The organism is Flagellimonas olearia (genome assembly GCF_004150225.1).
GTDB classification, from domain to species: domain Bacteria; phylum Bacteroidota; class Bacteroidia; order Flavobacteriales; family Flavobacteriaceae; genus Flagellimonas; species Flagellimonas olearia.
Genome location: NZ_ML142914.1, coordinates 52,732 through 77,128 on the forward strand (window position 1 = coordinate 52,732; position 24,397 = coordinate 77,128).

16 protein-coding genes are annotated in these 24,397 nt (G+C 43.2%); 12 read left to right on the top strand and 4 right to left on the bottom strand.

Annotated elements, in window-relative coordinates:
• The first annotated feature begins 9 nt into the window (after window positions 1-9).
• Together DN53_RS15885 and DN53_RS15890 are read left to right on the top strand one after the other, a co-directional pair.
• On the top strand, window positions 10-1,989 hold the full coding sequence (locus tag DN53_RS15885) for a sialate O-acetylesterase (RefSeq protein ID WP_129655872.1): 1,980 nt from the start codon (window positions 10-12) through the stop codon (window positions 1,987-1,989).
• Window positions 1,990-2,046: 57 nt separating this feature from the next.
• Window positions 2,047-3,282: a DUF4185 domain-containing protein gene (locus DN53_RS15890; protein WP_129655874.1), complete on the top strand. Its 1,236-nt coding sequence runs from the start codon at window positions 2,047-2,049 to the stop codon at window positions 3,280-3,282.
• A 4-nt stretch (window positions 3,283-3,286) separates the two neighbouring features.
• Here DN53_RS15890 and DN53_RS15895 read toward each other — a convergent pair whose 3' ends face one another.
• Complete coding sequence (locus DN53_RS15895) at window positions 3,287-4,045, bottom strand: GntR family transcriptional regulator (protein ID WP_242502182.1); 759 nt, start codon at window positions 4,043-4,045, stop codon at window positions 3,287-3,289.
• A 218-nt stretch (window positions 4,046-4,263) separates the two neighbouring features.
• Between DN53_RS15895 and DN53_RS15900 the strand changes: the two genes are divergently transcribed.
• Together DN53_RS15900 and DN53_RS15905 are read left to right on the top strand one after the other, a co-directional pair.
• Window positions 4,264-5,112, top strand: a complete 849-nt coding sequence (locus DN53_RS15900; protein WP_129655876.1) for an ATP cone domain-containing protein — start codon at window positions 4,264-4,266, stop codon at window positions 5,110-5,112.
• A gap of 3 nt (window positions 5,113-5,115) precedes the next feature.
• Window positions 5,116-6,486 (top strand): MBL fold metallo-hydrolase RNA specificity domain-containing protein, encoded by a 1,371-nt coding sequence (locus DN53_RS15905; protein WP_129655878.1) that lies wholly within the window; start codon window positions 5,116-5,118, stop codon window positions 6,484-6,486.
• A 17-nt stretch (window positions 6,487-6,503) separates the two neighbouring features.
• On the opposite strand, the gene upp is transcribed toward DN53_RS15905, so the two are convergent.
• Complete coding sequence (upp, locus tag DN53_RS15910; protein WP_129656042.1) at window positions 6,504-7,157, bottom strand: uracil phosphoribosyltransferase; 654 nt, start codon at window positions 7,155-7,157, stop codon at window positions 6,504-6,506.
• A gap of 649 nt (window positions 7,158-7,806) precedes the next feature.
• Between upp and DN53_RS15915 the strand changes: the two genes are divergently transcribed.
• The 5 genes from DN53_RS15915 (at window position 7,807) to DN53_RS15935 (ending at window position 16,019) form a co-directional block, all read left to right on the top strand.
• Window positions 7,807-8,415 (top strand): RNA polymerase sigma-70 factor, encoded by a 609-nt coding sequence (locus DN53_RS15915; protein ID WP_129655881.1) that lies wholly within the window; start codon window positions 7,807-7,809, stop codon window positions 8,413-8,415.
• A gap of 70 nt (window positions 8,416-8,485) precedes the next feature.
• Window positions 8,486-9,613, top strand: coding sequence for a FecR family protein (locus tag DN53_RS15920; protein ID WP_129655883.1), 1,128 nt, complete (start codon window positions 8,486-8,488; stop codon window positions 9,611-9,613).
• 117 nt (window positions 9,614-9,730) lie between these two features.
• On the top strand, window positions 9,731-13,144 hold the full coding sequence (locus DN53_RS15925; protein WP_129655885.1) for a TonB-dependent receptor: 3,414 nt from the start codon (window positions 9,731-9,733) through the stop codon (window positions 13,142-13,144).
• 36 nt (window positions 13,145-13,180) lie between these two features.
• Window positions 13,181-14,620: a RagB/SusD family nutrient uptake outer membrane protein gene (locus DN53_RS15930; protein WP_129655887.1), complete on the top strand. Its 1,440-nt coding sequence runs from the start codon at window positions 13,181-13,183 to the stop codon at window positions 14,618-14,620.
• Between the two features lie 154 nt (window positions 14,621-14,774).
• Window positions 14,775-16,019 carry an aminotransferase class V-fold PLP-dependent enzyme gene (locus DN53_RS15935; RefSeq protein ID WP_129655889.1) on the top strand — a complete coding sequence of 415 codons (1,245 nt, stop codon included), beginning with the start codon at window positions 14,775-14,777 and terminating at the stop codon, window positions 16,017-16,019.
• A 168-nt stretch (window positions 16,020-16,187) separates the two neighbouring features.
• Here the strand turns inward: DN53_RS15935 and DN53_RS15940 are convergent, their stop codons facing one another.
• Entirely contained in the window at window positions 16,188-16,961 is a 774-nt protein-coding gene (locus DN53_RS15940) for a carbohydrate-binding family 9-like protein (RefSeq protein ID WP_129655891.1), read from the bottom strand.
• Window positions 16,962-17,098: 137 nt separating this feature from the next.
• Window positions 17,099-17,671, bottom strand: coding sequence for an RNA polymerase sigma factor (locus DN53_RS15945; protein ID WP_129655893.1), 573 nt, complete (start codon window positions 17,669-17,671; stop codon window positions 17,099-17,101).
• Between the two features lie 118 nt (window positions 17,672-17,789).
• Between DN53_RS15945 and DN53_RS15950 the strand changes: the two genes are divergently transcribed.
• From DN53_RS15950 to DN53_RS15960, 3 genes are all read left to right on the top strand, one after another.
• Entirely contained in the window at window positions 17,790-18,941 is a 1,152-nt protein-coding gene (locus DN53_RS15950) for a FecR family protein (RefSeq protein ID WP_129655895.1), read from the top strand.
• A 182-nt stretch (window positions 18,942-19,123) separates the two neighbouring features.
• Window positions 19,124-22,420, top strand: a complete 3,297-nt coding sequence (locus tag DN53_RS15955; RefSeq protein ID WP_242502188.1) for a TonB-dependent receptor domain-containing protein — start codon at window positions 19,124-19,126, stop codon at window positions 22,418-22,420.
• Between the two features lie 9 nt (window positions 22,421-22,429).
• On the top strand, window positions 22,430-24,043 hold the full coding sequence (locus DN53_RS15960; protein ID WP_129655898.1) for a RagB/SusD family nutrient uptake outer membrane protein: 1,614 nt from the start codon (window positions 22,430-22,432) through the stop codon (window positions 24,041-24,043).
• Window positions 24,044-24,397 lie beyond the last annotated feature (354 nt).

Sequence of the window (24,397 nt, forward strand, 5' to 3'; positions counted from 1 at the left end):
TCGGTCATTATGAAAATGCGTTTAAAGATCTTATGGTTTATGGTGACGCTTCTGCCCATGTTGGTATGTGGTCAGATAGAGTTGCCCCCAATTTTTTCTTCCCATATGGTATTGCCAAGGAATAAGCAAATTCCTATTGAAGGGAAGGCAGAACCAAGGACTACATTGACCATTACCATTGGAAGCCAAAGCCATACGACAAAAGCGGATAAAAACGGAATCTGGAAAGTGAATCTGCGACCCATGGCTGCCGGAGGGCCTTTTGTCCTTCAAATTGAAGATGATCAAGGGAAGGAATTGACCTTGGACAACCTATTGGTCGGTGACCTATGGTTATGTGCAGGGCAATCCAACATGCAGTACACCCTGAATATGCTGCAGTATAAGGAAACCCCGAATGACAACTATGATTTACCCAACCTTAGGTTGTGTTCGGTATGGGTAGACCGGGATTATCTTCCCAGGAAAAATGTATCCAATGCCGTATGGCAGGAAGTGTCCAAGGAAGCTGCCCGGAACTTCAGTGCCGTCGGTTATTTTTTTGGGAAAGACCTCGTTGGGGAACAAGAAGTTCCCATAGGCCTTATCAGTAGCAATTTGGGAGCTACGGCCATTGAAACCTGGATGGGAATGGATGTCCTCAAGACATTTCCACAGTTTGATGAGGTTACGCAAAAGATTGGTAAAATCAACAAAAGCTTTAAAACCTTGGATACTGAATTGGCAAAATTCAGAAAGAAATGGGATGAGAAGTATTATTTAAAAGGGCCTGGTATTGAAGAGAAATGGTACGAGGAGGGGTATGATTATTCCAATTGGGAAGAATGTACCCTGCCTGCTTTCTGGGATGATTTTGGATACGCTTCGCATGACGGTAGCATGTGGTTCAAGCGAACCTTTGATTTGGATTCCATTCAATTGAAAAACGATGTCAGCATCGTTCTTAACCAAATTGATGATTACGATAGGGTATGGGTCAACGGGGTACAAATAGGGGAGTCTTTTGGGAAAAGTAATTTCAGGAATTATTCCGCACCCAAAGAGATACTTCGGGAAGAAGGGAACATACTCACAGTGCGTGTCTTTGATGTTGGCGGGAAAGGAGGAATCTACACCAATGCTTTTTGGGGCAATTCCATTCTTAATGGGACTTGGCAATATAAAAAGGGGGTGAGTATAGACCATAATGGGTTTCCACAACCGGAAGTGGCCAATGGCAGTCCATTTTCGCATCCCATGCTCCTGTACAATGCCAGTATAGCACCATTGCACAAACTACCTATAACCGGGGTGATTTGGTACCAAGGGGAATCCAATGAATCCAGGGCCGTGGAATATGGTTCACTATTGCAGGCCATGATCCAAGATTGGCGTAAGCAATGGAACAATCCCCAAATGCCTTTTCTAGTGGTTCAATTGGCAAACTATAGACAAGAAGATACTCAACCAAAGAATAGTCAGTGGGCCGAATTACGGGAGTCCCAAATGAAGGCCACCACTCTGGATAATGTGGACATTGTGACCGCAATCGATATTGGGGATGCCAATGATATCCACCCTTACAATAAAAAAGAGGTGGGAAGGCGATTGGCCCTATTGGCAAAACATTATACCTATGGTAAAACCTTGGGAAAAGGGCCTGTTTATAAAAAAAGTATCCCATCGGATTCATCCATCACTATCGAGTTTGAGACCTATGGTAGCCTATTAAAGAGTACGGACAAACATGGTTATGTAAGAGGTTTTGCCATTGCTGGAGCAGATGGAAAGTTTTATTGGGCCAAAGCCAAGGTTTTGAATGATACCCAAGTAGAGGTATATCACGAAGAAATCAAAAAACCAATGTATGTCAGGTATGCGTGGTCCGATAACCCAGGACCGCTGGATTTGGTAAATGGGAATGGTCTTCCAGCCTTTCCTTTTAGAACCGATGATTTTGAGTTGAGTACAGCAAAGAATACATACCACTACAATCCCCATGCATTTTAGCAAGGGTTGTTGATAGAATCAGTAAACAATAGGTCTTGATACCTAAAATGAAGATATATGAAATACATTAAGTCAATTTATTCCTTGAGTCAACAAGTAATGGGCATTGCAGCGATTGCATTGTTGTGCGCCTCCTGCATGGATAAAAAGGAAACAAAGGAGAACCAAGAGGAGAATAGAGCAGAAGTAAATGTTGGTATGGCGGAGAAATCAACAGCGTGGAGCCAACTCTTCATTAAAAATGAAGGGTGGTTTGGAGGAGATGGCATTTTTGGGATTCCAATGGATGGCAAGGAGTTTGTCCCAGCAACAGATAGCACGGTGACGCTATTCACTTTTGGGGATACCATGATTGGCCACCATGACGGGGAAACCCTCTTGCCAGACGATTTTTTGATGATCAATAACTCGGTGGGAATCCTGAAAGGAAAAGAACCGGATTCGGAAAAAATTACGTTTCATTGGAAAGAAACAACAGAAGGTAAGGCCGAGGGACTTTTCAAACCCAATACGCCGAACGCAAGACCCCATGATTACTATTGGTTGGGGGATGGCTTTGTCAATACGGAAGGGGATGGCAATCTATATATTTTTGCATATCCTGTACGGGAAAAGGACACTGCCGGGATTGGAGGATTCACATTTGAGCAGGTTGGGGTGAACCTATTGCAGATTCCGGAGGACAGTCAGCCCCCATATACAGATCATAGTCAATTGGAGACCCCATTTTTTGATTCGGAGACCCAAACCTCATTTGGTAGCGCTATTTTCGTGAATACAGAGTCGGCTGGGGCACCAAACCCTGATGGTTATATCTACACTTATGCGGTATCTAATCAAGATGGGACAAAGGGACTGCTGGTGGCTAGGGCCTTGCCGAAGGATTTTGTCAATTTTGGACAATGGAGATTTTGGAATGGGTCCGATTGGGTGGCCAATATGGCGGATGCTGCATTGATCGCCAGGGATGTTTCCAACGAAATGAGTGTTTCCCCATTATCGGACGGAAGTATCATACTCACCTACCAGCGCTATACCATGGGACCGGAAGTTGCCATACAAGTTGGGGAGTCCCTTGTAGGACCGTTTGGAGAACCTGAAATAGTGTATAAGACCACTGAAAATGACACGAACAAAACGTATTTCACCTATAACGCCAAGGCCTATCCGCATCTTTCCAAACCGGGAAGTCTGTTGGCCAGCTATAATGTAAATTCATTTGATTTTTGGGCGGATATTTTAAAAGACCCAAATCTTTATCGACCACGATTCCTTGAGATTCCTTTGGAATAGGGTCTCAACGCTTAATGTCTATACTATAGGTGAATTGATCGGCCCGGTAATACCCAATGTTATATTCAATGGGCCTGTTACCGGGATCGTAGACCACCCTTTTTCTTTGGAGAATGGCTGAGTTTACGGGTACCCCTAACTTTTCGGAAAGAGGTTTGTTGGCCAAAATGGCACTTATCTGTTCCCTTGAGAGAACTGGGACCGTATGGTATTCATGCTCCAAAATGTCGTAGAGATGACGTCCAAAATCCTCGTTTCCCGTGATGCCTATTCTGGGGTGGAAGTAACTTATGAAATACACAAAAGGACCATTGTCCAATCCTCTGAGCCTTTCCAGTTTAAAGACTTCCTGGCCTTCCTTGATTTCCAGTTCCCCGGCAATTTCCATATCGGCCATAATCTTGGAGACCTTGATCTCATAATTTCTGAAATCAATCCCTTGGGCATGCATTTCCTGACTGAAACTTACCCAATTGGACAGTTTGGTCTCTACCTGTTTTTTGGCCACTTTGGTACCGACTCCTTTTTTCCTGATCAAAAGCTTTTCCTGCACCAATCTGTTGGTGGCCTGCCGGATGGTGTTCCGTGAAATACCCAGTCTTTTGGATAAATCTACCTCTTTGGGCAAAAATTTTCCATTTTGATATTCCGGGTCATTGATCATGTCTCGAAGTATCTCCTCAACCTGCAAGTGTAAAGGCACAGGGCTATCATGGTCTATGCTGAGGGACTTAAGGTCGTCCATGTTCTTTTGTTCAGACATGAAGCAAACTTATAAAATTTGTTCTAATAACTACCTATTCCGGGCAATCGGATTTTATTAGGGTTCTTTATAGACCAATCCGTTAAACTGAATTTACCCAATTTTTTGCCTAATTGGAAACTTGTATTGAGTTCCATAACAGAATTAAGTCCCAAGCGCATTAACGGGTAAGGATATTTTCAAGATATTTATGGAGGATTTTCCACATCAAAAAGAGTATGCAAAAACAGGAATTCGATATTATAAAATCCACAGGGGAGAAGACCAAGTTCTCCGTTTCAAAATTGGAAAACTCCCTAAAGGCCAGTGGGGCGGATGATGCTTTGGTGAAAAAAATCGTCAGTGTGGTCATGGACGAACTCTACCCAGGAATCTCCACCAAGGAAATCTATAACAGGGCGTTTGCCATGCTCAAAAAGGCTAAATCGGTTTGTGCTTCAAAATATAAATTGAAGAAGGCCATTTATGAACTGGGCCCCACGGGATTCCCTTTTGAACGGTTCATAAGCGGTATTTTATATTATTCGGGATACACCACCCAAGTGGGGCAAATGGTGCAAGGTACCTGTGTGTCCCATGAAATAGATGTGTTGGCTCATAAAGACGGAACCTTGAACATTATTGAATGCAAGTTTCATGGCGAGGATGGCCTAAAGTGCAATGTAAAGGTGCCGTTGTACATTGCTTCCAGATACCATGACGTTAAAGGACCGCTCGAGTCGGAAAAGGAAAAAGAGTATAATAATACCGCGGGATGGGTGGTCACCAACACCCGTTTCACCATGGATGCGCTCCAGTATGGAAAATGTGCGGGATTAAAACTATTGAGTTGGGACCATCCCTCCGGGAATGGATTGAAGGATAGGATCGATAGGCTGAGGTTGTATCCCATTACGGTCTCCACTTTACTATCGGCAAGGGAAAAACAGTTTTTGTTGAACAGGGATATTGTGTTGTGCCGTCAATTGTTGGAAGATAGTTTTTATTTGGACCATTTAGGGGTTTCCAATGGTAGAAAGAGTAGGATCATTAACGAAATGCAATCCCTGTGTCATACCCAGATTTAGTATATGGAAAAACTTAAAATTCATTTTTTGGGTGCTGCAGGCACCGTAACGGGGTCCAAATTTTATTTGGAAACCGATGAAATCAAGATACTGGTAGACTGTGGAATGTTCCAAGGGAACAAAGAACTTCGGATACAGAACTGGGAACCCTTGCCCATTGATGTTTCACAGATAGATATGGTCCTGTTGACGCATGGGCATTTGGATCACTGCGGATATCTTCCCCTATTGGTAAAACAGGGATTTCAAGGAAGTATTTTGGGAACGGCACCCACTTTGGAGATTGCCAAGATCATTCTTGAAGACAGTGCCAAAATATTGGAAGAAGAAGCGGAAAGAGCCAATAAGGAAGGGTACAGTAAGCATGACCCGGCACTTCCGCTGTTTGACCAGCACGACGTGATGGCCACCTTAAAACTCTTTAAAAGTATAGAAGAGGAGGAAGACATAGGGCTTTCACCCCATTGTTCGGTACGTTTCAGATATAATGGCCATATCATTGGTTCAACGTTTATTGAGATTGACCTTTTTGGCAAAAAGTTGGTGTTCTCTGGTGATGTGGGACGCTTAAAGGACGACCTACTTGATCCTCCCAAGCGTCCACAATGGGCCGATTATCTTTTTGTGGAAAGTACCTATGGCGATAGAGCGCATCCCGAAGAAGATTTGGAGGCTATTTTACAGGAACTCATCCAAAGGACCATTCAAAGAAGGGGTACCTTGATCATTCCATCTTTTGCGGTGGAGCGATTGCAATCCCTCATGTATTTGTTGTATAAACTTTACGATAGGAACAAAATCCCCAACATTCCCATATTCGTGGACAGTCCCATGGGAATAAACGTACTGGAGGTCTTTGGTCGATTTCCCAAATGGCATAAGCTTGCCCCGGAAGAATACCGTAATATGTGCAATCATGTTACTTTGGTAAGCTCATATCGCGAAACATGGGAAACCATTGACGACACCAGACCTAAAATTGTCATTGCGGGCAGTGGCATGGTCACTGGGGGGAGGGTGCTTACCTATATCAAACAACTGGCAGATATGGAATCCACCTCCATATTGTTGGTAGGATATCAAGCCGAAGGAACCCGGGGCAGGGATTTGTTGGAGGGCGCACAAGAATTGAAAATGTTTGGAAAGTATGTGCCAATCAGGGCCAATGTGCAGCATTTGGAAAGTTTATCGGCCCATGCAGACCAAAAGGAACTGTTGCATTGGCTTGAAGGCGTGGACAACGTGCCGGAAAAAGTGTTCCTCATACATGGGGAAACCGAGGCCATGGCTGTTTTTAAGACCAAGATTGAAGAAGTGTTCGGATGGCACACCCACATTCCTGAACTCCATGAAACCGTTGAAATTTTACTTTGATTTCTTGGGTGAGGGCATCATAATTTGATTCCATAACTCAAATCACCCGCATCACCCAAACCGGGAACAATATACCCTTTGCTGGAAAGCTCATCATCTATGGCCGCTATCCATAACTGTGTATCCTGCGGGAATACTTTTTTTACCTTTTCAACACCTGGCTGGGACCCGATGACGGAAATGATATGGATTTTTTTGGGCGTACCATGGTCTTTTAAAACATTGAGTACATTTTCCAAAGTCTTCCCCGTGGCCAACATGGGGTCTGTCAGCACCAATACTTTATTCTCCAAGGAAGGTGCGGCAAAGTACTTGACCACCACTTCAAAATCATCCGAATCGTTGGGATGGTGGCGGTATGCGGAGATGAATGCATTTTCGGCAGCATCAAAGTAGTTCAAAATGCCATGATGTAAGGGCAAACCGGCCCTGAGTACGGAACAAAGGACCAATTGATCTGTACAGCTCTGGATTTTTTTTGAACCCAATGGGGTGATGACCTCTTTTTCCAGATAGGTTAGGGTCTTGCTCATCTCATAGCCCAAGACCTCCCCGATCCGTTCAATGTTCCTTCGGAACCGCATGGCGTCTTTCTGAATCCCCACGTCCCGTATTTCAGTAATAAAGGTATTTAGCACGGAAGGGGATGTATCAAAACGGTTGATGATCATATTGGACGTATCAGTAGGATTAAAGGTCTTTCGTAAAAATAACACATAATACTTCTAATTTTACATGATGTCGCTTATAGCACCTTCCTGATTTATATTGGGCCATAATGATACTATTAAGGATACTGCGCAAAGGATTAAAAGCGTAGAGAAGTAACACAAAGGTGATATAATGATAATCTGCGATTAACTGGGAAGGGGTAACCTGAACATTTACCCTGTAAATTGAACTTTTTTAAAATCCTGAGCGTGTCTGGCTTTTAACATATTGTATGTTTCTGTAAATCAAACAAGTAAATTAGACTTCATGATTTAGCACTCTCATTTATAAAAAAAATGGCCAACAATAAGTTATATTAGCGAAATTCTTGATTTTATTAGAGAAAAGCGGTTGAAGAGAAATTCTAGGATACGACTGTTTTGAAATATCACAAAAAAACATTGTAATTTTAGGATTTTATCCAAAGAATATCGTTAAAAATTTGAAAATTTACAGAAATTTTCGAGAATTGGCGGTGATGTACTTGATGATACGCTTAATATAGAAAAAAAATGGATGCGTATGGAACGCGTTTGAAGGCATCCAAACACAACAGTTCGGGTAAGCGGCATTAAAAGTATTTCCCCCTATTTTTTCTATCGCCAGAAAATGAATAAAGATTTTTACAGCGCAGAGGACTTTCAGTTTTCCCAATTTAAAAAAGGGGACAACCGCGCTTTTGAGTTTTTTTTCAATAAGTACTTCAATGATATCGTAGGGTTCAGTCAAAAGTTTATTGGCGATCGTGACAAGGCCAAGAGTGTATCCCAAGATGCATTTATCAAATTATGGACCAACCGGGATAAGATCATTAAGATAGGAGGTATCCGCTCATTTTTGTTTACTTCGGCCAAAACCGATTGTTTGAACCTGCTTCGCCATAAAAAAGTCAAGAGAAGGTATGAATCCTTGAAACTCCAGGAAAAGGAAAGATTATTGGATATGGAAATTCTGGATTCTTTAAGGTTTGATTCCATGACCTTTTCGGAGCTTGAGGAATTGGTTGAAAAATCCATTGCCGAGATGCCTGAAAAATGCAGGCAGATTTTTATGAAGAAGCGCATGGAGAACAAGAAGAACAAGGAGATAGCTGAAGAAATGGACATCACCCTAAAAGCAGTGGAGGCCAATATGACCCGGGCGCTAAAATTTCTCAAATTAAGACTCGCCAGCTACATTCCCTACATCTTGATTTTAATTTTTTTAACGCTTTTTTAAAAAAAACTTAACTTTTATATAGGGTAGCAAGTCTTTGAGGTGTACCTACTACAAACACCAAAGACTTTCAATGGAATATCGCTTGATAACCAAATACCTGTCGGAAGCAGCTTCCGAAGCCGAGGTGGCAAAAATTTTCCAATGGATAGAAGCCTCTCCCAATAACAAGGAGGCTTTCATGGAAATAAAGAAAATATGGGCCTTGGGAACCAAGGGCGATGCAGATGTTGAAAAAGCTTGGTATGAAATACAAGAGCGTCTCAGCATCATGTCGCGCAGAAGAAAAAGGACCAATGTCCTTAAATACGCTGCCGTTTTCATTGGACTGGTTGCTGGAGCCTATGTTTGGTTGTTCCAAGAACCCGCGGAAAACCCAGGATTGATCATTGAGGACAGTGCCGTGGTTCTTAGTACCGGTGACAATACCTCAGAGAAGCTCAACGTAAATTCCGAGCAGAACTTTGCAACCCAAGGCGGAAAGGTGTTTGCAACCCAGATAGGGAACAAAATTGTATATAAGGCCAACGAGTCCATGAAGGAGTTGGTGTACAATGAAATAAAAGTACCTCATGGAAAAACGTTCCAGTTGGTACTTTCAGATGGTTCCTTGGTGCATCTCAATTCGGGTACCTCCATGAAATTTCCGGTCAACTTTCTACCAGATCAAGAAAGAAAGGTATTCTTGGACGGAGAAGCTTATTTTGAGGTGGCCAGAGACGAGAAACGTCCCTTTTTGGTGGAAGCCAATGATATAGATGTCCAGGTTCTGGGAACACATTTTAATGTAAGCTCCTATAAAGGTACCGAACCTTTTGCGGTATTGGTGGAAGGAAGTGTTTCGGTGTCGGATAATCATCAGGAAGAAAACTCTGGGGCTTCCCAGGTCATTGTGCCCGGGCAAAAAGCATCATTGACCTCCAACGGATTTGCTGTGGAGGAGGTAGATGTGAACGATTACTTGGAATGGAGACAGGGAAGATTGATTTTCAACAATGAGTCTTTCCAAGAAATTGTCTACAAAATTGAAAGAAGGTACAATGTTGAGATCAGTAACGCCTACACAGAACTGGATCCCATAAAGTTCAATGGTAAATTTGGAAACGAAACCATCATTGATCTATTGGATACATTCAAGGAAAGTGCCGGATTTGACTATTATATTGAAGATAATAAAGTGATAATTAATCAACCCAACTAAAAACCACTTGCCAATGAATTAAAACAAACTGACTCAAAAAAAGGGAACGCGGCCACGTTCCCCTAAACAAATGATTTTAACTGAAGGATTGTTAATCAATCAAAATCTCTCAAAATTATGAAAAACAACCATTGGTTTTCCTGTTTTTTGGAAAACATTTTAAACAAGAACCGAACATTGAAGGTTTCGATCTTATTATTTATATGTGTCTTGTTCAATCTCCATGCGAGTTCATATTCCCAGAACACAAAAGTGACGGTGAGTGTGAACAACGCCCCTATTGAAATGGTATTGGGCCAGATAGAGAACCAAAGTAAATTCAAATTCTTTTACAAAACAGGTGAAGTTGATGTGAACAAAAAGGTGACCATCAATGTGAAGAACATCGCTATTAAAGATTTGTTGCAAAAAATCTTTGTTGGGGACAATATCTCTTTTGTAACCGTAAAGAACCAGATTGTCTTGAAGAGCAACAGACCTACAAAGCCTGTTTTTTCTGGAAAAACCCCTATGGCCAATGCGGAGCAACCTGCTCCACAGATTTCCATTAGCGGAACCATAGTGGACAGTAACGGAGTTCCTATTCTTGGAGCCTCGGTCATAGAAAAAGGGACCACCAATGGTACCGCGGCCGACTTTGATGGGAACTATGTGCTACAGGTTTCCGGTCCTGACGCCGTTTTGGTATTCAGTTCATTGGGATTCTCTACCCAAGAGATTGCCATAGGAACCGCCACTACCTTAAACGTGACCTTGATGGAAGATGCACAGAGTCTTGATGAAGTGGTCATTGTGGGGTATGGTACCCAGCGTAAAAGTGACTTGACCGGTGCCATTTCATCCGTTTCATCGGATGATGTACAAGGACAGCCTGTTGCCAACATCAACGAAGCGGTTCAGGGAAGAATACCTGGTGTGGAGATTACTTCCAGTTCAGGTGAACCTGGAGCGCCCCTACAGATCAGGGTCCGTGGTATGGGTACTTTTGGAAATACCGGTCCACTATATGTTGTGGATGGTATGCCGGTAAACGTTACCGATGTAAACTCCATAGACCCAAATTCAATTGAGTCCATGGACATCTTGAAAGATGCCTCTGCTTCTGCCATTTATGGTTCCAGAGCTGCCAACGGGGTGGTTTTGATCACTACCAAGGCAGGAAAAAGCGGTAAACCAAAAGTGACCATAGACAGTTACTATGGTATTCAGGAGTTTACGGATTTCATTCCTTTATTGAACTCTAGGGAATATGCACAGTTGAACATTGATGCTTCTGCTGCGGCCGGAGCTACCGTAGAACCCGCATTTGCAAATCCTGAAAGCATCACAGTAGATACAGATTGGCAAAAGGCAGCCTATCAGGCGGCTCCTATCCAAAACTATAATGTATCCATATCAGGGGGCAGCGAAAACGCAAAGTACTCTGCTTCTGGTGGCTATTTTGACCAAGAAGGTATCATGGTGTTCAGTAACTTCAAAAGATATACTGCCCGTGTGAAGAGTGAATTCAAGATTGGAGAAAAGTTGACTATTGGAGAGTCCATTAACCTTAGTAGGGGATTAGGACTCAATATGGGTCAAGGAAACAACTTGGATTTTGCCTACTTATTGGGAGCTTCACCAACCATGCCTATTTTCAGGGAAGGAAACCTTGGAGGGTACGCCGGTCCAAATGCGGCTGAAACCGGAAGGAACAACCGTGAAAACATTGTGGGTAGAAGGAACTTCAGACGTACCTATACCACCATCAATAAGATTTTGGGAAGCTTGTATGCCGAGTATCAGATCATTCCTAATTTGAAGTATCGTTTGAACTTGGGTATCAATGCTGGTTTCAATACCTCTAAATTGTATGTGCCCAAATTTGAGATGGAGAACAGGACCAACCTTGTTCAGCAATTGACTGAGAGCAAGAGAGAGTCTTACGAATACTTGGTTGAGAATATTTTGACCTACGACAAGCAATTTGAAGATTTCTCCCTTTCCCTTTTGGGTGGATATACAGAGCAGAATGCCTTCTATAGTAATATAGGTGGGTCTATTCGCGAATTCCCTAGCAATGAGCTACAGGTGATTGACGCAGGAACGGGAAGCTTCACCATTCAAGGAAACGAGTCTGAATGGGCTTTGAGATCATATTTGGGAAGGGCCAACATTACTGTTTTGGACAAGTACTTGTTCACAGCGACCTTCCGTCGTGACGGTTCTTCAAGATTTGGTAGCCAGAACAGATATGGTAATTTCCCATCCGTGGCTTTGGGATGGAACATTTCAAGGGAAAACTTCATGTCTGCCATACCAGCCATCAGCAACCTAAAGTTAAGGGGAAGCTGGGGTAAATTGGGTAACCAGGATACCAATGACAATTATGTGAACCAGACCACCATCGATACCACACCAAGGTATATTTTGGGAGCAGGTCAAGGCATAGCCGCCGCCGCCGCGGTTACCAGCTTGGGTAACCCTGCCTTGAAATGGGAATCCACAACACAGACCAACGTAGGTGTTGATTTAGGATTGTTGGATGGATCTATTTTCTTCACCGCAGATTACTGGGTTAAGGATACTGATGGCGTTTTATTGCGTACTCCGATTTCCGTGGCCACTGGTATTGAAAGATCCTTAGGCCCATACGAGAACTCTGCAGGTATCAAAAACTCCGGTTTCGAGTTCTTGTTGGGATACAGAAAAGATCGTAACGATTTCAACTATGAGGTATCGGTCAACTTATCCACGGTTAAGAATGAGGTGACCAGCTTGGGAGATGGAACAACATCCATCATCAACTTGGTAAACAATGCCTATAACTACGGAACCTTTACACGTACCACAGTTGGAGAGAGCATGTCCAGCTTCTATGGTTATGTTGCTGATGGAATCTTCCAGAACGATCAAGAGGTGGCCAGCCATGCCACACAGCCTGGTGCTGCACCTGGAGATGTTAGGTTCAAGGACTTGAACGGAGATGGGGCCATCACCGATGCAGATAGAAAGGTGATAGGAGATCCATTCCCTGACTTCAGCTATGGAATCAACGGAAGCATGTCCTACAAGAACTTTGATTTGAGCTTGAGCTTCCAAGGTGTTGCCGGAAAGGAACTTTACAATAGCCAGAGGGCCTATTTGGAAAGTATGGACGGTGAGCATGAGCAAATGGCCACTACATTGAACCGCTGGACCGGGGAAGGTTCCACAAATACGTTCCCAAGAGCGGTACGTGGAAATCCTAACGACAACACGCGTCCTTCAACACGTTTTCTTGAAAATGCTTCTTTCTTGAAATTGCGTAACATCCAAGTAGGGTATAGATTCCCAAAAACAATCTTGGATTCTGTTGGACTGACCAATGCCAGGGTTTATTTAAGTGCCCAAAATGTGTTCACCATTACCGATTACTCAGGATATAACCCTGATGTACTTGGTGGATCTGGTTGGGCGACCAACGATTTGAATCCTCTAGCAGTAGGGGTTGATACGGGAACTTATCCTTTGCCAAGAACCATACAATTGGGTGTGCAAATAGGATTGTAGGAAACCGAGGAAAATAAATCGAAAAAAATAGAGATCATGAAATATATATATAAAATACTTACTCTTAGCTGCTTGGCATTATCTCTAGGCAGTTGCGAAAAAGATTTTTTGGATAAAACTCCGCCAGATGCCATTCCAGTTGACGGGTTCTTTAACTCGGCCGAACGTGCGGAGCAAGGGGTAAATGCTATTTATGCAACCCTGCAGACCACTGAATTGTATTCTAACACCATGTCTAAATTGTACACTCCGCCAACAGGTGAGGTGGTGCTTACCAATACTGGTGGTTATGGATTCAATGATTTTACCTATTCCGCTGCCGATGGTATCCTAATGGACGTGTACGGAAAGCTGTATGAAGGCGTATTTAGGGCCAATACAGTAATCAAAGAAGTACCTTTGATGGAAGACATCGATGCAAGTCTTCAGAGTAGGTTGGTGGGAGAAGCCAAGTTCTTACGTGCATTTTATTACTGGCATTTGACCACCCTTTGGGGAGATGTGCCCCTGTTCACAGAACCTTTTGAGGTGCCTTCGGACGCTTTGGTGGCAAAATCAACCAGGGCTGCCATCTATGAGGTGATGATTCAGGATTTGATAGATGCGGAAGCAGTGCTTCCAGAGGTTTATGGCGCATCGGATTTAGGTAGGGCCACCAAAGGAGCTGCACAGGCCCTTTTGGGAAAAGTCTATCTATATGATGAAAACTATGAGCAGGCCGAAGTTTGGCTAGGTGAGGTAATCGATTCAGAGCTGTATGACTTGGTAGAGAACTTCGGAGATGTTATCAATATCAACAGTGAGAACAACGTGGAGTCAGTTTTTGAAATCCAGTTTGCCGAAGTGGGTGAAGGCGATGTTGGTACCTTAAGGGTATCTTACAACAACCCACAGGTAAATGGAGGTTTTGGAAACAATTTGCCCACACAGACCATTGTTGATGCTTTTGAAGATGGTGACCCAAGACTTAACGAATCCATCTTTATTGATGGCGATGTTTTTGCCCCTGAACTAAGTACAGAGAGCTTGAACTTGGATACCTATCAATCCGTATGGTCCGCAACAGGATATAACCTTAAAAAAGGTTTGTTCCCCGTAATGTACGTGAACAACAGAGGGACCAACTTCCCGGCCATCAGATATGCAGATGTATTGTTGATGTATGCAGAGGCTGCCAATGAATTGGATATGAGGGATGTTGCCCGTGATGCGGTGAACGAAGTTCGTGACCGTGTGGGAATGACCTTGTTGGATGCAGGAACCACAGGGACCAAAGAAGCTTTGTTCGATGCCATTGTGCATGAAAGACAAGTGGAGTTGGCCTTTGAATACCATCGTTTCAATGATTTGAGAAGATGGGGATTGGCCCAAACTGTTTTGGGACCCAACGGTTATGCAGAACGAAACAGATATTATCCATTACCTCAGGAAGAGATAGATACCAATGAAAACCTTGTTCAAAGACAAGGATGGTAATTGGTTCGTTTTTAATGACAGAGGAAATTTAAAATAAGTGAACAGTGAAGAGTGCCACATGAACAAGTTTTGTGGCACTCGGACACTGTTGTTTTAGAAAACTTGGGAGGAAATGGACGATCATGGAATTGGAATAACCCAAAAACAATAACAGATGATTACAAGGAGAAAATTATTGAAAAACTTATCGGCTGTTCCGGTAGTAGGTGGATTGGTAGGTACCGGAATGGTATCGGCCTGTGAATTCAACAAGACCGACTCAGGAGCTGGAACAGAAGAAGCGACCAGGAACTTTTTTGAGGAACTGGGCGTGACACCGGTAATCAATGCGGGGGTTACCATGACCTTTCTATCGGGCTCGTTGATGCGTCCAGAGGTGATGGCAGCCATTAACTCCACCGCCCATGATTTTGCCAATATGTACCAACTACAGGACAAGGTAGGTGAAAAGATAGCCGAAATGCTCAACGTGGAAGCCGCTATGGTGACCTCGGGAGCAGCCTGTGCCATGGTATTGGGTACCGCTGCGACCATAACAGGTATGGATTTGAAGAAGAGAAGGCAATTGCCGGACCTTCCCGATCCACGTCCGGAAGTTATCATGCAGAAAAGCCATAGATATGTCTTCGATCAAGCAATTCCTACAGCAGGTGCCAAGATTGTAGAGGTGGATGGAGCGGAGGAAATGGAAGCTGCCATCAATGAGAACACCGTAATGGCCTTGTACTTCAATGCGGCAAGCGGACCAATTTTACACGAAGAGTTCGTAGCCATAGCCAAGCGTCATAATATACCCACGTTTATTGATGCCGCTGCTGATGTACCCCCAAAGGAAAACTTGTTCAAGTTTCAAAAAATAGGTTTCGACCTGATTACTTTCTCAGGAGGAAAAATGATCAGGGGACCTCAGAGTGCCGGACTTCTTTTTGGTAGAAAAGACCTTATTGAAGCGGCCAAATTCAACCATAGCCCCCATGAGGCCCCAATAGGTAGGCCAATGAAAGTCAACAAAGAGGAGATTTTTGGGATGTACGCAGCCCTTAAGGCCTATTTGGAACTGGATCATGAAAAGGAATGGCAAGATTGGTTGGACCGTATTGAACGTATCAAAACCAAGATAACCACCATTGAGACCGTAAGTGGGGAGACCCATGTAAGCCCTGGTCCTGCAAATGCCTTTCCAAGTATGTTGGTGAGCTGGGATCAAGAAAAGGTGAAGATGAGCCCAAAAGAGGTTAGTGATGCTTTAAAAGCGGAAAACCCAAGTATTGTAACCAATATTAGAAGAGGAAGAGATGGTGCCGAGGACAGATTGAGCGTTGGTGTTGTGCTTCTAAAGCCGGAACAGGTAGACTACGTGGCCGAACGTTTGGCTGACGTATTGAGTAAAGCCGTATAAGGCTTTAAGATATTTGGTCATTGTGAATCCAAATGCAATGGCCCCGCTACTCTTCAAGTGGCGTGTAAAATCGAGCAATCATTGGAATTGTTTGGTTAGTTTTTTAGATTGTATGGGGCGCAGGTGACAACCAGCGCCCCTTTTTTGTTTTAAATGCTTTATGCCATTTTATTCAAGAACCATGTAACCAAAGTATTCTGGTCTGTGAAAAGCGGGTCTTTTTGCCATAGTGGAACTCCAACAGGCAAAGGTCGAGTTTTCGGCATTGTTTCTCCAATCTTTCTCGGTATGGTCTTCTTGGGAAATGATCCGGTAAAAATTTAATCGGTACACGTTGTCAGGCGTATTTTCAGGGTATTGTAGCAACTTTAAGGGAAGTTTCATGTGACCACTCCATGTATTGGTACTTTGGTCCTTGGAAGCGCTGTGTTCCACGCCCATGGCGTTGGGGTCCAAATGCTCCGAGCTGAATTTCCCGTCACCCTTGAAATTGTTGTGTATGGTGGCCAGAAACATGGCATTATTGGGGTTTAATTGAATTTCCACGTAGTCTTCCATGGGTTCTTTCCCTTTGCTTATAAAGAGCTCAAAGACCTCTTGAGTGAACATAGGGGTGTTGTCTTCCGTAAAATGGTTCTGGTCCATTCTGGGGTTATCCCTGCATTCAAATTTAATTTCCAGAAATTCGTCATCGTATTTCACCATTACCAAGGTTTCCTCTTCAATGGGTTCTCCTCCAACGCTGTGTTTAAAATGAAGGTCTCCCAATTCGGTAAAGGATTCCTTGTTTATGGTAAGTGTTGGTAGTTCTTCAGTTTTGTTCTCAGTCATGGTTTGGGTTGTTTCAGTGGGTACGGTACTTTTCTCCTCCTTTTTCTTTTGGTTACAGGATAGGTATAAAAGAGAGCAGAACAGTAGTGCAATGGGTTTTGCGTTTTTCATGGTTTAAAAGGATGTTATGCGGTTTTGATTAATTATTCGGTTAGAGGCTGGGAATGCAAATGTCCCTAGTCTTCCTGAGATTACTTTATGAAATCGGAAAGCAATGTTCAATAGTATATTTGGTGTTCAATTTGACTTTAGGCATTGTACATGAGAAAGAAAATGGTCTCGTATTTTTGGCCCAATTTTTTCTCAAGGATCTTGAAGGCGCGGGTCATGTGTGCCTCAATGGTCTTTATGGAAATTCCAAGATGATCCGCAATTTCAGTATGTGTGAGACCTTCTTTTTTGTTGAGTAGAAAGATATGTCTACACTTTGTGGGAAGATTGTTGATTTCCAGATTTACCAATCTAATGATTTCCTCAAGATTATCTTCTTCCTTTTCCACAACGATGTCGATGGCCTCCAGATATTTTTTCTCTAGATAAAGAACAGATTTGTTCTTCCGGTATTCATCAATGAATTCGTTATAAACGGATTTATATAAAAAGTTTTTGATCAAAAAATTTGGATTGAGCTTTTTTCGCTTTGTCCAAACTCTTACAAAGACATTTTGTACAATATCCTCTGCTTTTCCATGGTCGTTGGTAAGGGTATAGGCATAGGCACAAAGTCTTTGGTAATAGGTGTCCATCAAGTATTCATAAGCCTTTTCGTCACCCTTGATCAACCTTTTGGTCAAAAGGTAATTATTGTCGGTATAGTCCATTTAGAGGTTGATAATTTTCCATCTACTTTATCGTTTTCGCCCGAAAAATTATAAAAAAAATCATAAAAAAATACAGGGTCAAAAAACTTTCACACGTATTTAAGAATAATTGCAAGGCATGAATTCGACCCAAGGGCATAACTTAATCATCAAGTTCCTCAACAAGGAAGCCAATCGCAGGGAATTGGAGGAGTTGGATGACTGGTTGAGTGACCAAAACAATATCACAATCTTTAATAATTTAGTTAGAATCCACTACCTAACAACGAGTTGCATGGCAGATTACGACCTACATAAAGCCAAGGAATCCATAAAACAGAAAGTGAAGTCGAACAAAAGAAAGAGTAGACTTCATGTATACACCAAAATCTCCATTGCCGCTTCCATATTGCTCGCGATCGGACTGATTTTTGGTGGCCGTTATTTTAAGAAAGAGACTGTAAGTGTACCCAATAAAATTGTGATCGGTTCCGATAAGGCGGTGCTCACTTTGGAAAATGGGGACCAAGTGGCGCTGGAAAAGGGCAAAAGCTTTCAAAAGGGTACCATGCGGAGCAATGGGGAGCAGATTGTTTATGGAACGCATGAGCGGACAGATGAAGGGGATGATGTTTTGTACAATTACCTGACCATACCTAGGGGAGGTCAGTTTTATCTTCAATTGTCCGATGGCACAAAAGTTTGGTTGAACTCCGAGACCAAGTTAAAGTATCCCGTGACGTTTTACCAGGGGCAGACCCGCGAGGTAGAGCTTGTGTATGGAGAGGCCTATTTTGAGGTTACACCAAGTACCCAAAACAAGGGTTCAGACTTTAGTGTAGTGTCCAATGATCAGACGATAAGTGTTTTGGGTACCGAATTCAATGTAAGTGCTTACAAGGATGATGATGAGATCGTGACCACCTTGGTAGGAGGTAGGATTGCATTGGAAAAAGGAAATTCCAGAAAAACGCTTCGTCCCAATCAACAATCACGAATCCAGAAAAACTTGGACCAAATAGAAGTCATTGATATGGATGCCTCCCAGGCCATCTCTTGGGTAAATGGGGTGTTCATCTTTGACGGGGAGTCCTTGGGCGAGATCATGAAAGTGCTCTCGCGGTGGTATGACATTGATGTAATATTCGAGTCGGCCCAACGCAAGGATTTCAATTTTACAGGAATATTGGAAAGGACCAAATCATTTGACGATATCTTGACATTGATTGGTGTGGCAAGCCAAGGCGAGGTCAAATTTGAAGTAAAAAACAAAACTGTACATATAAAATAGGACAGTATGTAAGGAAATGCTGATTGCATAAAAAAAGGAAAAGGCTAACACATTCCACCGTAATAGCCTTTGTCCTCAGCGGATTAATTAAAACTATGTCTAACTAAACCAATTGCTAATTTATGAAAATTAACTTGAATTTGGGCCGATCTAAAACAGGTTTTCGGCTCCTAAAGTTTCTGATGAAAACTTTTACCTTTTTATTTTGCACGCTGGCTTTTGCCTTGGGACCCAAAGAAGGGTTTTCCCAAGACGCCGACATTTTGATCGCCAAGGATCGAATGCTCAGTGCAAAACAGGTTTTCAAACTTATGAACAAACAGGCCGACTATAAATTTATTTATAGGAACGACTTGTTGGAAGATGCTCCGGAAGTTCCAGTAAAACAAGGTGTTGTAAAAGCAAAACATCTTCTGGACATGTTGCTTACCCCTATAGATTTTACATATGAATTCACCACAAACAACACCATTGTGGTTCGGAAGAGGGAGAAATCAGAAGTTAAGGTCGAGGAATCAAAAGTGGAAACGGTAGAACGCTTGCAGCAACAAGTGAGCGGTACTATTTTGGACCAACAGGGAATTCCATTGGCCGGCGCGAATATTATTGAAAAAGGAACGACCAATGGTACCCAGACCGATTTTGATGGGAATTATGCCATCTCTGTGGATGACAATGCCGTTTTGGTCATTAGCTATATTGGCTTTCAAACCCAAGAGATTCCTGTCAATGGTCAATCAACCATCGATATTACCTTGGTGGAGGATGCCAATCAGCTTAGCGAAGTGATCGTAACCGCCCTGGGTATCCAGAAAACCAGGAAGTCTTTGACTTATGCGGCCCAGGATATCGATTCTGATGAATTGAACCGGGTAAAACAGACCAACCCTATGAACAGCTTGTCCGGTAAGGTGGCCGGTGTGGCCATTACCAGAAGTTCATCTGGGGTAGGGGGTTCGGTTAAGGTTACCTTGCGTGGTAACAACTCTTTTGGCAACAACCAGCCTTTGTATGTAGTGGATGGTGTGCCTTTGAGTAACCCAACAGCGTCTCAGCCTACGAGCACCTTTGGTGGTGGTAGGGACGGTGGAGACGCCCTTTCCCTGATCAACCCGGACGATATTGAGTCCTTGACCGTATTGAAAGGTGCTTCCGCATCGGCACTTTATGGAAATGCGGGTCTTAACGGGGTAATATTGATTACTACCAAGAAAGGCCGGGATGGTACTTTTAAAGTGGATTTTTCATCCAACATTACGGTGGATAGGGCTGCTTACATGATTGATTTTAGTGATGCAGCACAGCAGAATGTTGATGATTTTCTGGAAACAGGTGTAAACAACATCAATTCCGTGTCCTTGTCCGGTGGAACAGAAAAGGCACAGACGTATTTCTCGTATAGCAACAGCTTTGCTTCGGGGATTCTTCCAGATAACACGCTAAAGCAACATACCATTAACTTAAGGGAAACCGCCAAGTTTTTTGATGATGTGTTGACCATGAATGCCAGTATTATGGCATCTACCCAACAAATACGCAATAGGGCTGTTTCAGGATTTTATTTCAATCCTTTGGTGGGGACTTATGTGTTTCCAACTGCCGATGGACGCCTATCGGATTATGCCGATTTTGAGGAGTACAACCCAGACAGGAACATTCAGGTGCAGCGTTGGGTAAGACCGTTGTCCGATATTGAGCAAAACCCGTATTGGATTGTCTACAGGAACCCAAGAGAAGATACGAACAGAAAGTTGTTGGCTTCCTTGAACTTGAATTTCAAGGTCAATGACTGGTTGTCTATCCAGACCAGAGGGACCTATGATCAATCCTTGTTGGATTTTGAGCGCAAGGCTTATGCTTCCACACAGGCTACATTGGCCCATGAGAACGGTAGCTACACCTTTAATAAGCAAGATATCCGTCAGTTGTATGGTGATATTATAGCCAATATCAATTACGATATCACCGAAACCCTTTCCTTTACCGCCAATGTTGGGGGTAGTGTAAAACGAAATACCACTGAAATCCTTAATGCGGACTCAGGATCACAGGGAGGGCTTCAATTTGCCAATGTGTTTACCCTTCAAAACTTTAATGCCAATTCGCAGGTAGCACTATCGCAAACGTCATTGAACAGACAGATAAACTCTGTTTTTGCGAGCACCACTTTCGGGTATGATGAAAAGATCTTTATCGATCTTACGGCCAGAAATGACTGGTCATCCACTTTGCCACCGGAGAACAATTCGTTTTTCTATCCGTCCGTAGGTCTTACAGGTGTGTTGAGCGAGATGTTTGATTTTGGCGAGAAGATTTCTTTTGCCAAAGTAAGGGGTTCCTATGCCGAGGTGGGGAATGATTTCTCCCCTAACCAGATCAATCCCAACAGGACCATTCTGTTTGGTAATGGAATCAGTCCTACCGATCCTATCAGACCTTTCCCTGGAACCACCCCTAAGCCAGAAAAGCAGAAGTCTTTTGAATTGGGTACAGAGTGGAGATTTTTCAATAATCGTTTGGGCTTTGATGTGGGGTACTACAACACCAAGACCGTTAACCAATATTTCCCCTTCCCAACTTCCGTTGCGGTTATTGGGGCGCCCAATGCAGGCTTGAATTCAGGAGAGATCGTAAACAGGGGTATTGAGGCCACGGTTTTTGCTACGCCTATCCAAAGTGAGGATTTCCGTTGGAAGACCACATTGAACTTTGCACGAAACAAGAACGTAGTGGAAAGCATCTATGACGGTACGGTTGCCGATGGACTTATTGAGCCTACGTACTTTACCCTTTCCGGGGCAGGAAACAATTCCTTTGCTTCCTATTTGGTAGAAGGAGGTTCCTTTGGGGACATCTATGGCCGAGTGGTAAAAAGGGACGAGCAGGGTAGACCTGTTGTAGTTGATGGTGGTTTGGTGGAAAATGACCAAAACTCCGACAATGTTATCGAAGGTTTGGAAAAAGTGGGTAACGCCAACCCAGACTTTACTTTGGGGTGGAACAACTCCTTCAGCTATAAAAACTTCAGTGTTGACTTTTTGATTGATGGGAAGTTTGGTGGTGAGACCATGAGTATGACCCAAGCTGCTGTGGAAGGCTTGAGCAACAACACTGCGCGTGAGACAGCCAATGGAGCCATCGAAGTAGTTGATATCAATGGTAATCCAGAAACTTGGACGGCACAACAATACTACGGTGCGGCAGGTGGAAGGAATGGTTTTACAGGTGAATACGTCTACAGTGCCACCAATGTACGGTTGGCCGAATTGGCGTTGGGCTACACCTTTGATTTGGGAGAAGAATCTTTCTTCAGCAATGTGAGCGCTTCCTTGGTGGGAAGCAATCTGTTCTTCTTCTACAAAGATGCCCCACATGACCCCAATGTCAGTTTAAGTACAGGCAATGCACTTCAGGGAGTGGATGTTCTAGGTCTTCCCTCCACAAGGAGCACAGGTCTAAACGTAAAACTAACTTTTTAAAAAAAACTCATGAAAAATATATATAGATTGGGCGTTTTGGCAGCTACTTTAGGGTTTTTGGCTACGTCCTGTACTGAGAATTTTGAAGAACTCAATAAAAACCCAAGGGAAATCACCCAAGAGCAACTCGAAGGGGATTTTCAACATGTGGGATCCAAATATAAGCCCGTGTTTGAAAGTATCTATATTTTCAATCCCGGGTGGCAATACCAGCTTCAGCAAAACTTGAATGCCGATGCCTACGCAGGATATTTGACCCCTCCAAACCCTTTTCAGAATGGGTCCAATAACACGACCTATAACTTGGTGAGTGGTTGGAACAATACCATCTGGTCCGTTCCTTATTCCAATGTCATGAACAATGTCAAGGACATTGAGGGTCTTACCCAAGGGGAATATCCAACCCTTTATGCGGTATCCTTGATTTTGAAGGTAGAGGCCATGCATAGGGTTTCGGATGTTTTTGGTCCTATTGTGTATACCAATTTCGGTGATTTGGACAATGCTGGGGTATATGACTCACAAGAGGAGGCTTATGACGCATTTTTTGCCGATTTGGATACCGCCGTGGATAATCTTATGGCGGATATCGATAGCCCAAGATTTTCGGCGTTCGACCTCGCTTACGGAGGGGACTATTCAAAGTGGGTGAGATTTGCCAATTCCTTGCGGTTGAGGCTCGCTATCAGAATTTCCAAAGTAGCCCCTGAAAAGGCCAAGTTGCAAGGTGAAAAAGCCTTGAGTCATCCGCTGGGTGTAATGGCCGGCAATGACGATGGATTCTTTGTGACCAGTACCAATAGCCATCCGTTGGCCCAGATTGATAATTCTTGGGGGGATACCCGTATGAACGCATCCATGGAGTCTATTATGGGTGGATATAACGATCCTCGTATCAATGCCTATTTTTCGGAAGTGAACCCAGGGGATTCGGAAACAGAACCCATTGTTCCCGGAACACTTAAAGGAATCAGGAATGGATTGCCTTTGTTGGATGGATATGCGGATGCATCGGCCCAAAAGGCCGACTATGTAAGATTTGCGGTAATCAATGACGATTTGACCCAGTACACGGCACAACTAATGACGGCTGCTGAGGTGGCTTTCCTAAAAGCGGAAGCTGCTTTGAGGGGATGGAGTGGTGCTGGTGATGCCCAGGCCAACTATGAGATGGGAATTGCCCTTTCCTTTGAACAGAGAGGTGTTGGCAGCGCTGATGATTATATATCGGACAACGTTTCCGTGCCTGCAGATTATGTGGACCCAGTGTACCCGTCCAACAATATCAATGCCCTTACCGATGCAACCATTGCTTGGGATGGTGCTGATGACAATGAAACCAAATTGGAAAAGATCATTACCCAAAAATGGATAGCGGTATTCCCTGATGGACAAGAGGCGTGGAGCGAGTTCCGTCGTACCGGATACCCCAAAATTTTCCCGGTAGTGAGCAATCAAAGCCCAGGAACCATAGATACGGATATTCAAATCCGAAGAATCCCATTTGTGGATAGTGAACTTTCTACCAATGCCGAAGGCGTTGCCGGAGCCGTTTCCAAATTGGGCGGTCCCGACAATGGAGGCACTAGACTTTGGTGGGATACTGGCGCCCCTAATTTTTAGAGTTTACATGTTTAAGTTGAGTTAAGTTTGAAGCCGCGGGCGGGAAAGCCAGTTTTCTCGCCCGCTTTTTTGTTTTATATCTTGAATAATGGAATTCGAAGGCAAATGGATTCATAAGATATTAAGAGCTTTCAAAGAGGATTCTTTTTTTGAAGGCTTTCTTTTGAAAAAATAACAATTGTTTGCAATTTAAATCCAAGGAAATCGAAAATTTAATAGCTTGCAGGATTATATATATGAAGATTTTTTATTAAAAATCACAAAAAAATATAGGGTTATTAAAGTTTCGTGCGTACTTATAATATGGGTGTAATAAACTTGGGAAATTTTTCAAAAGGATATAAGGCCTACGGA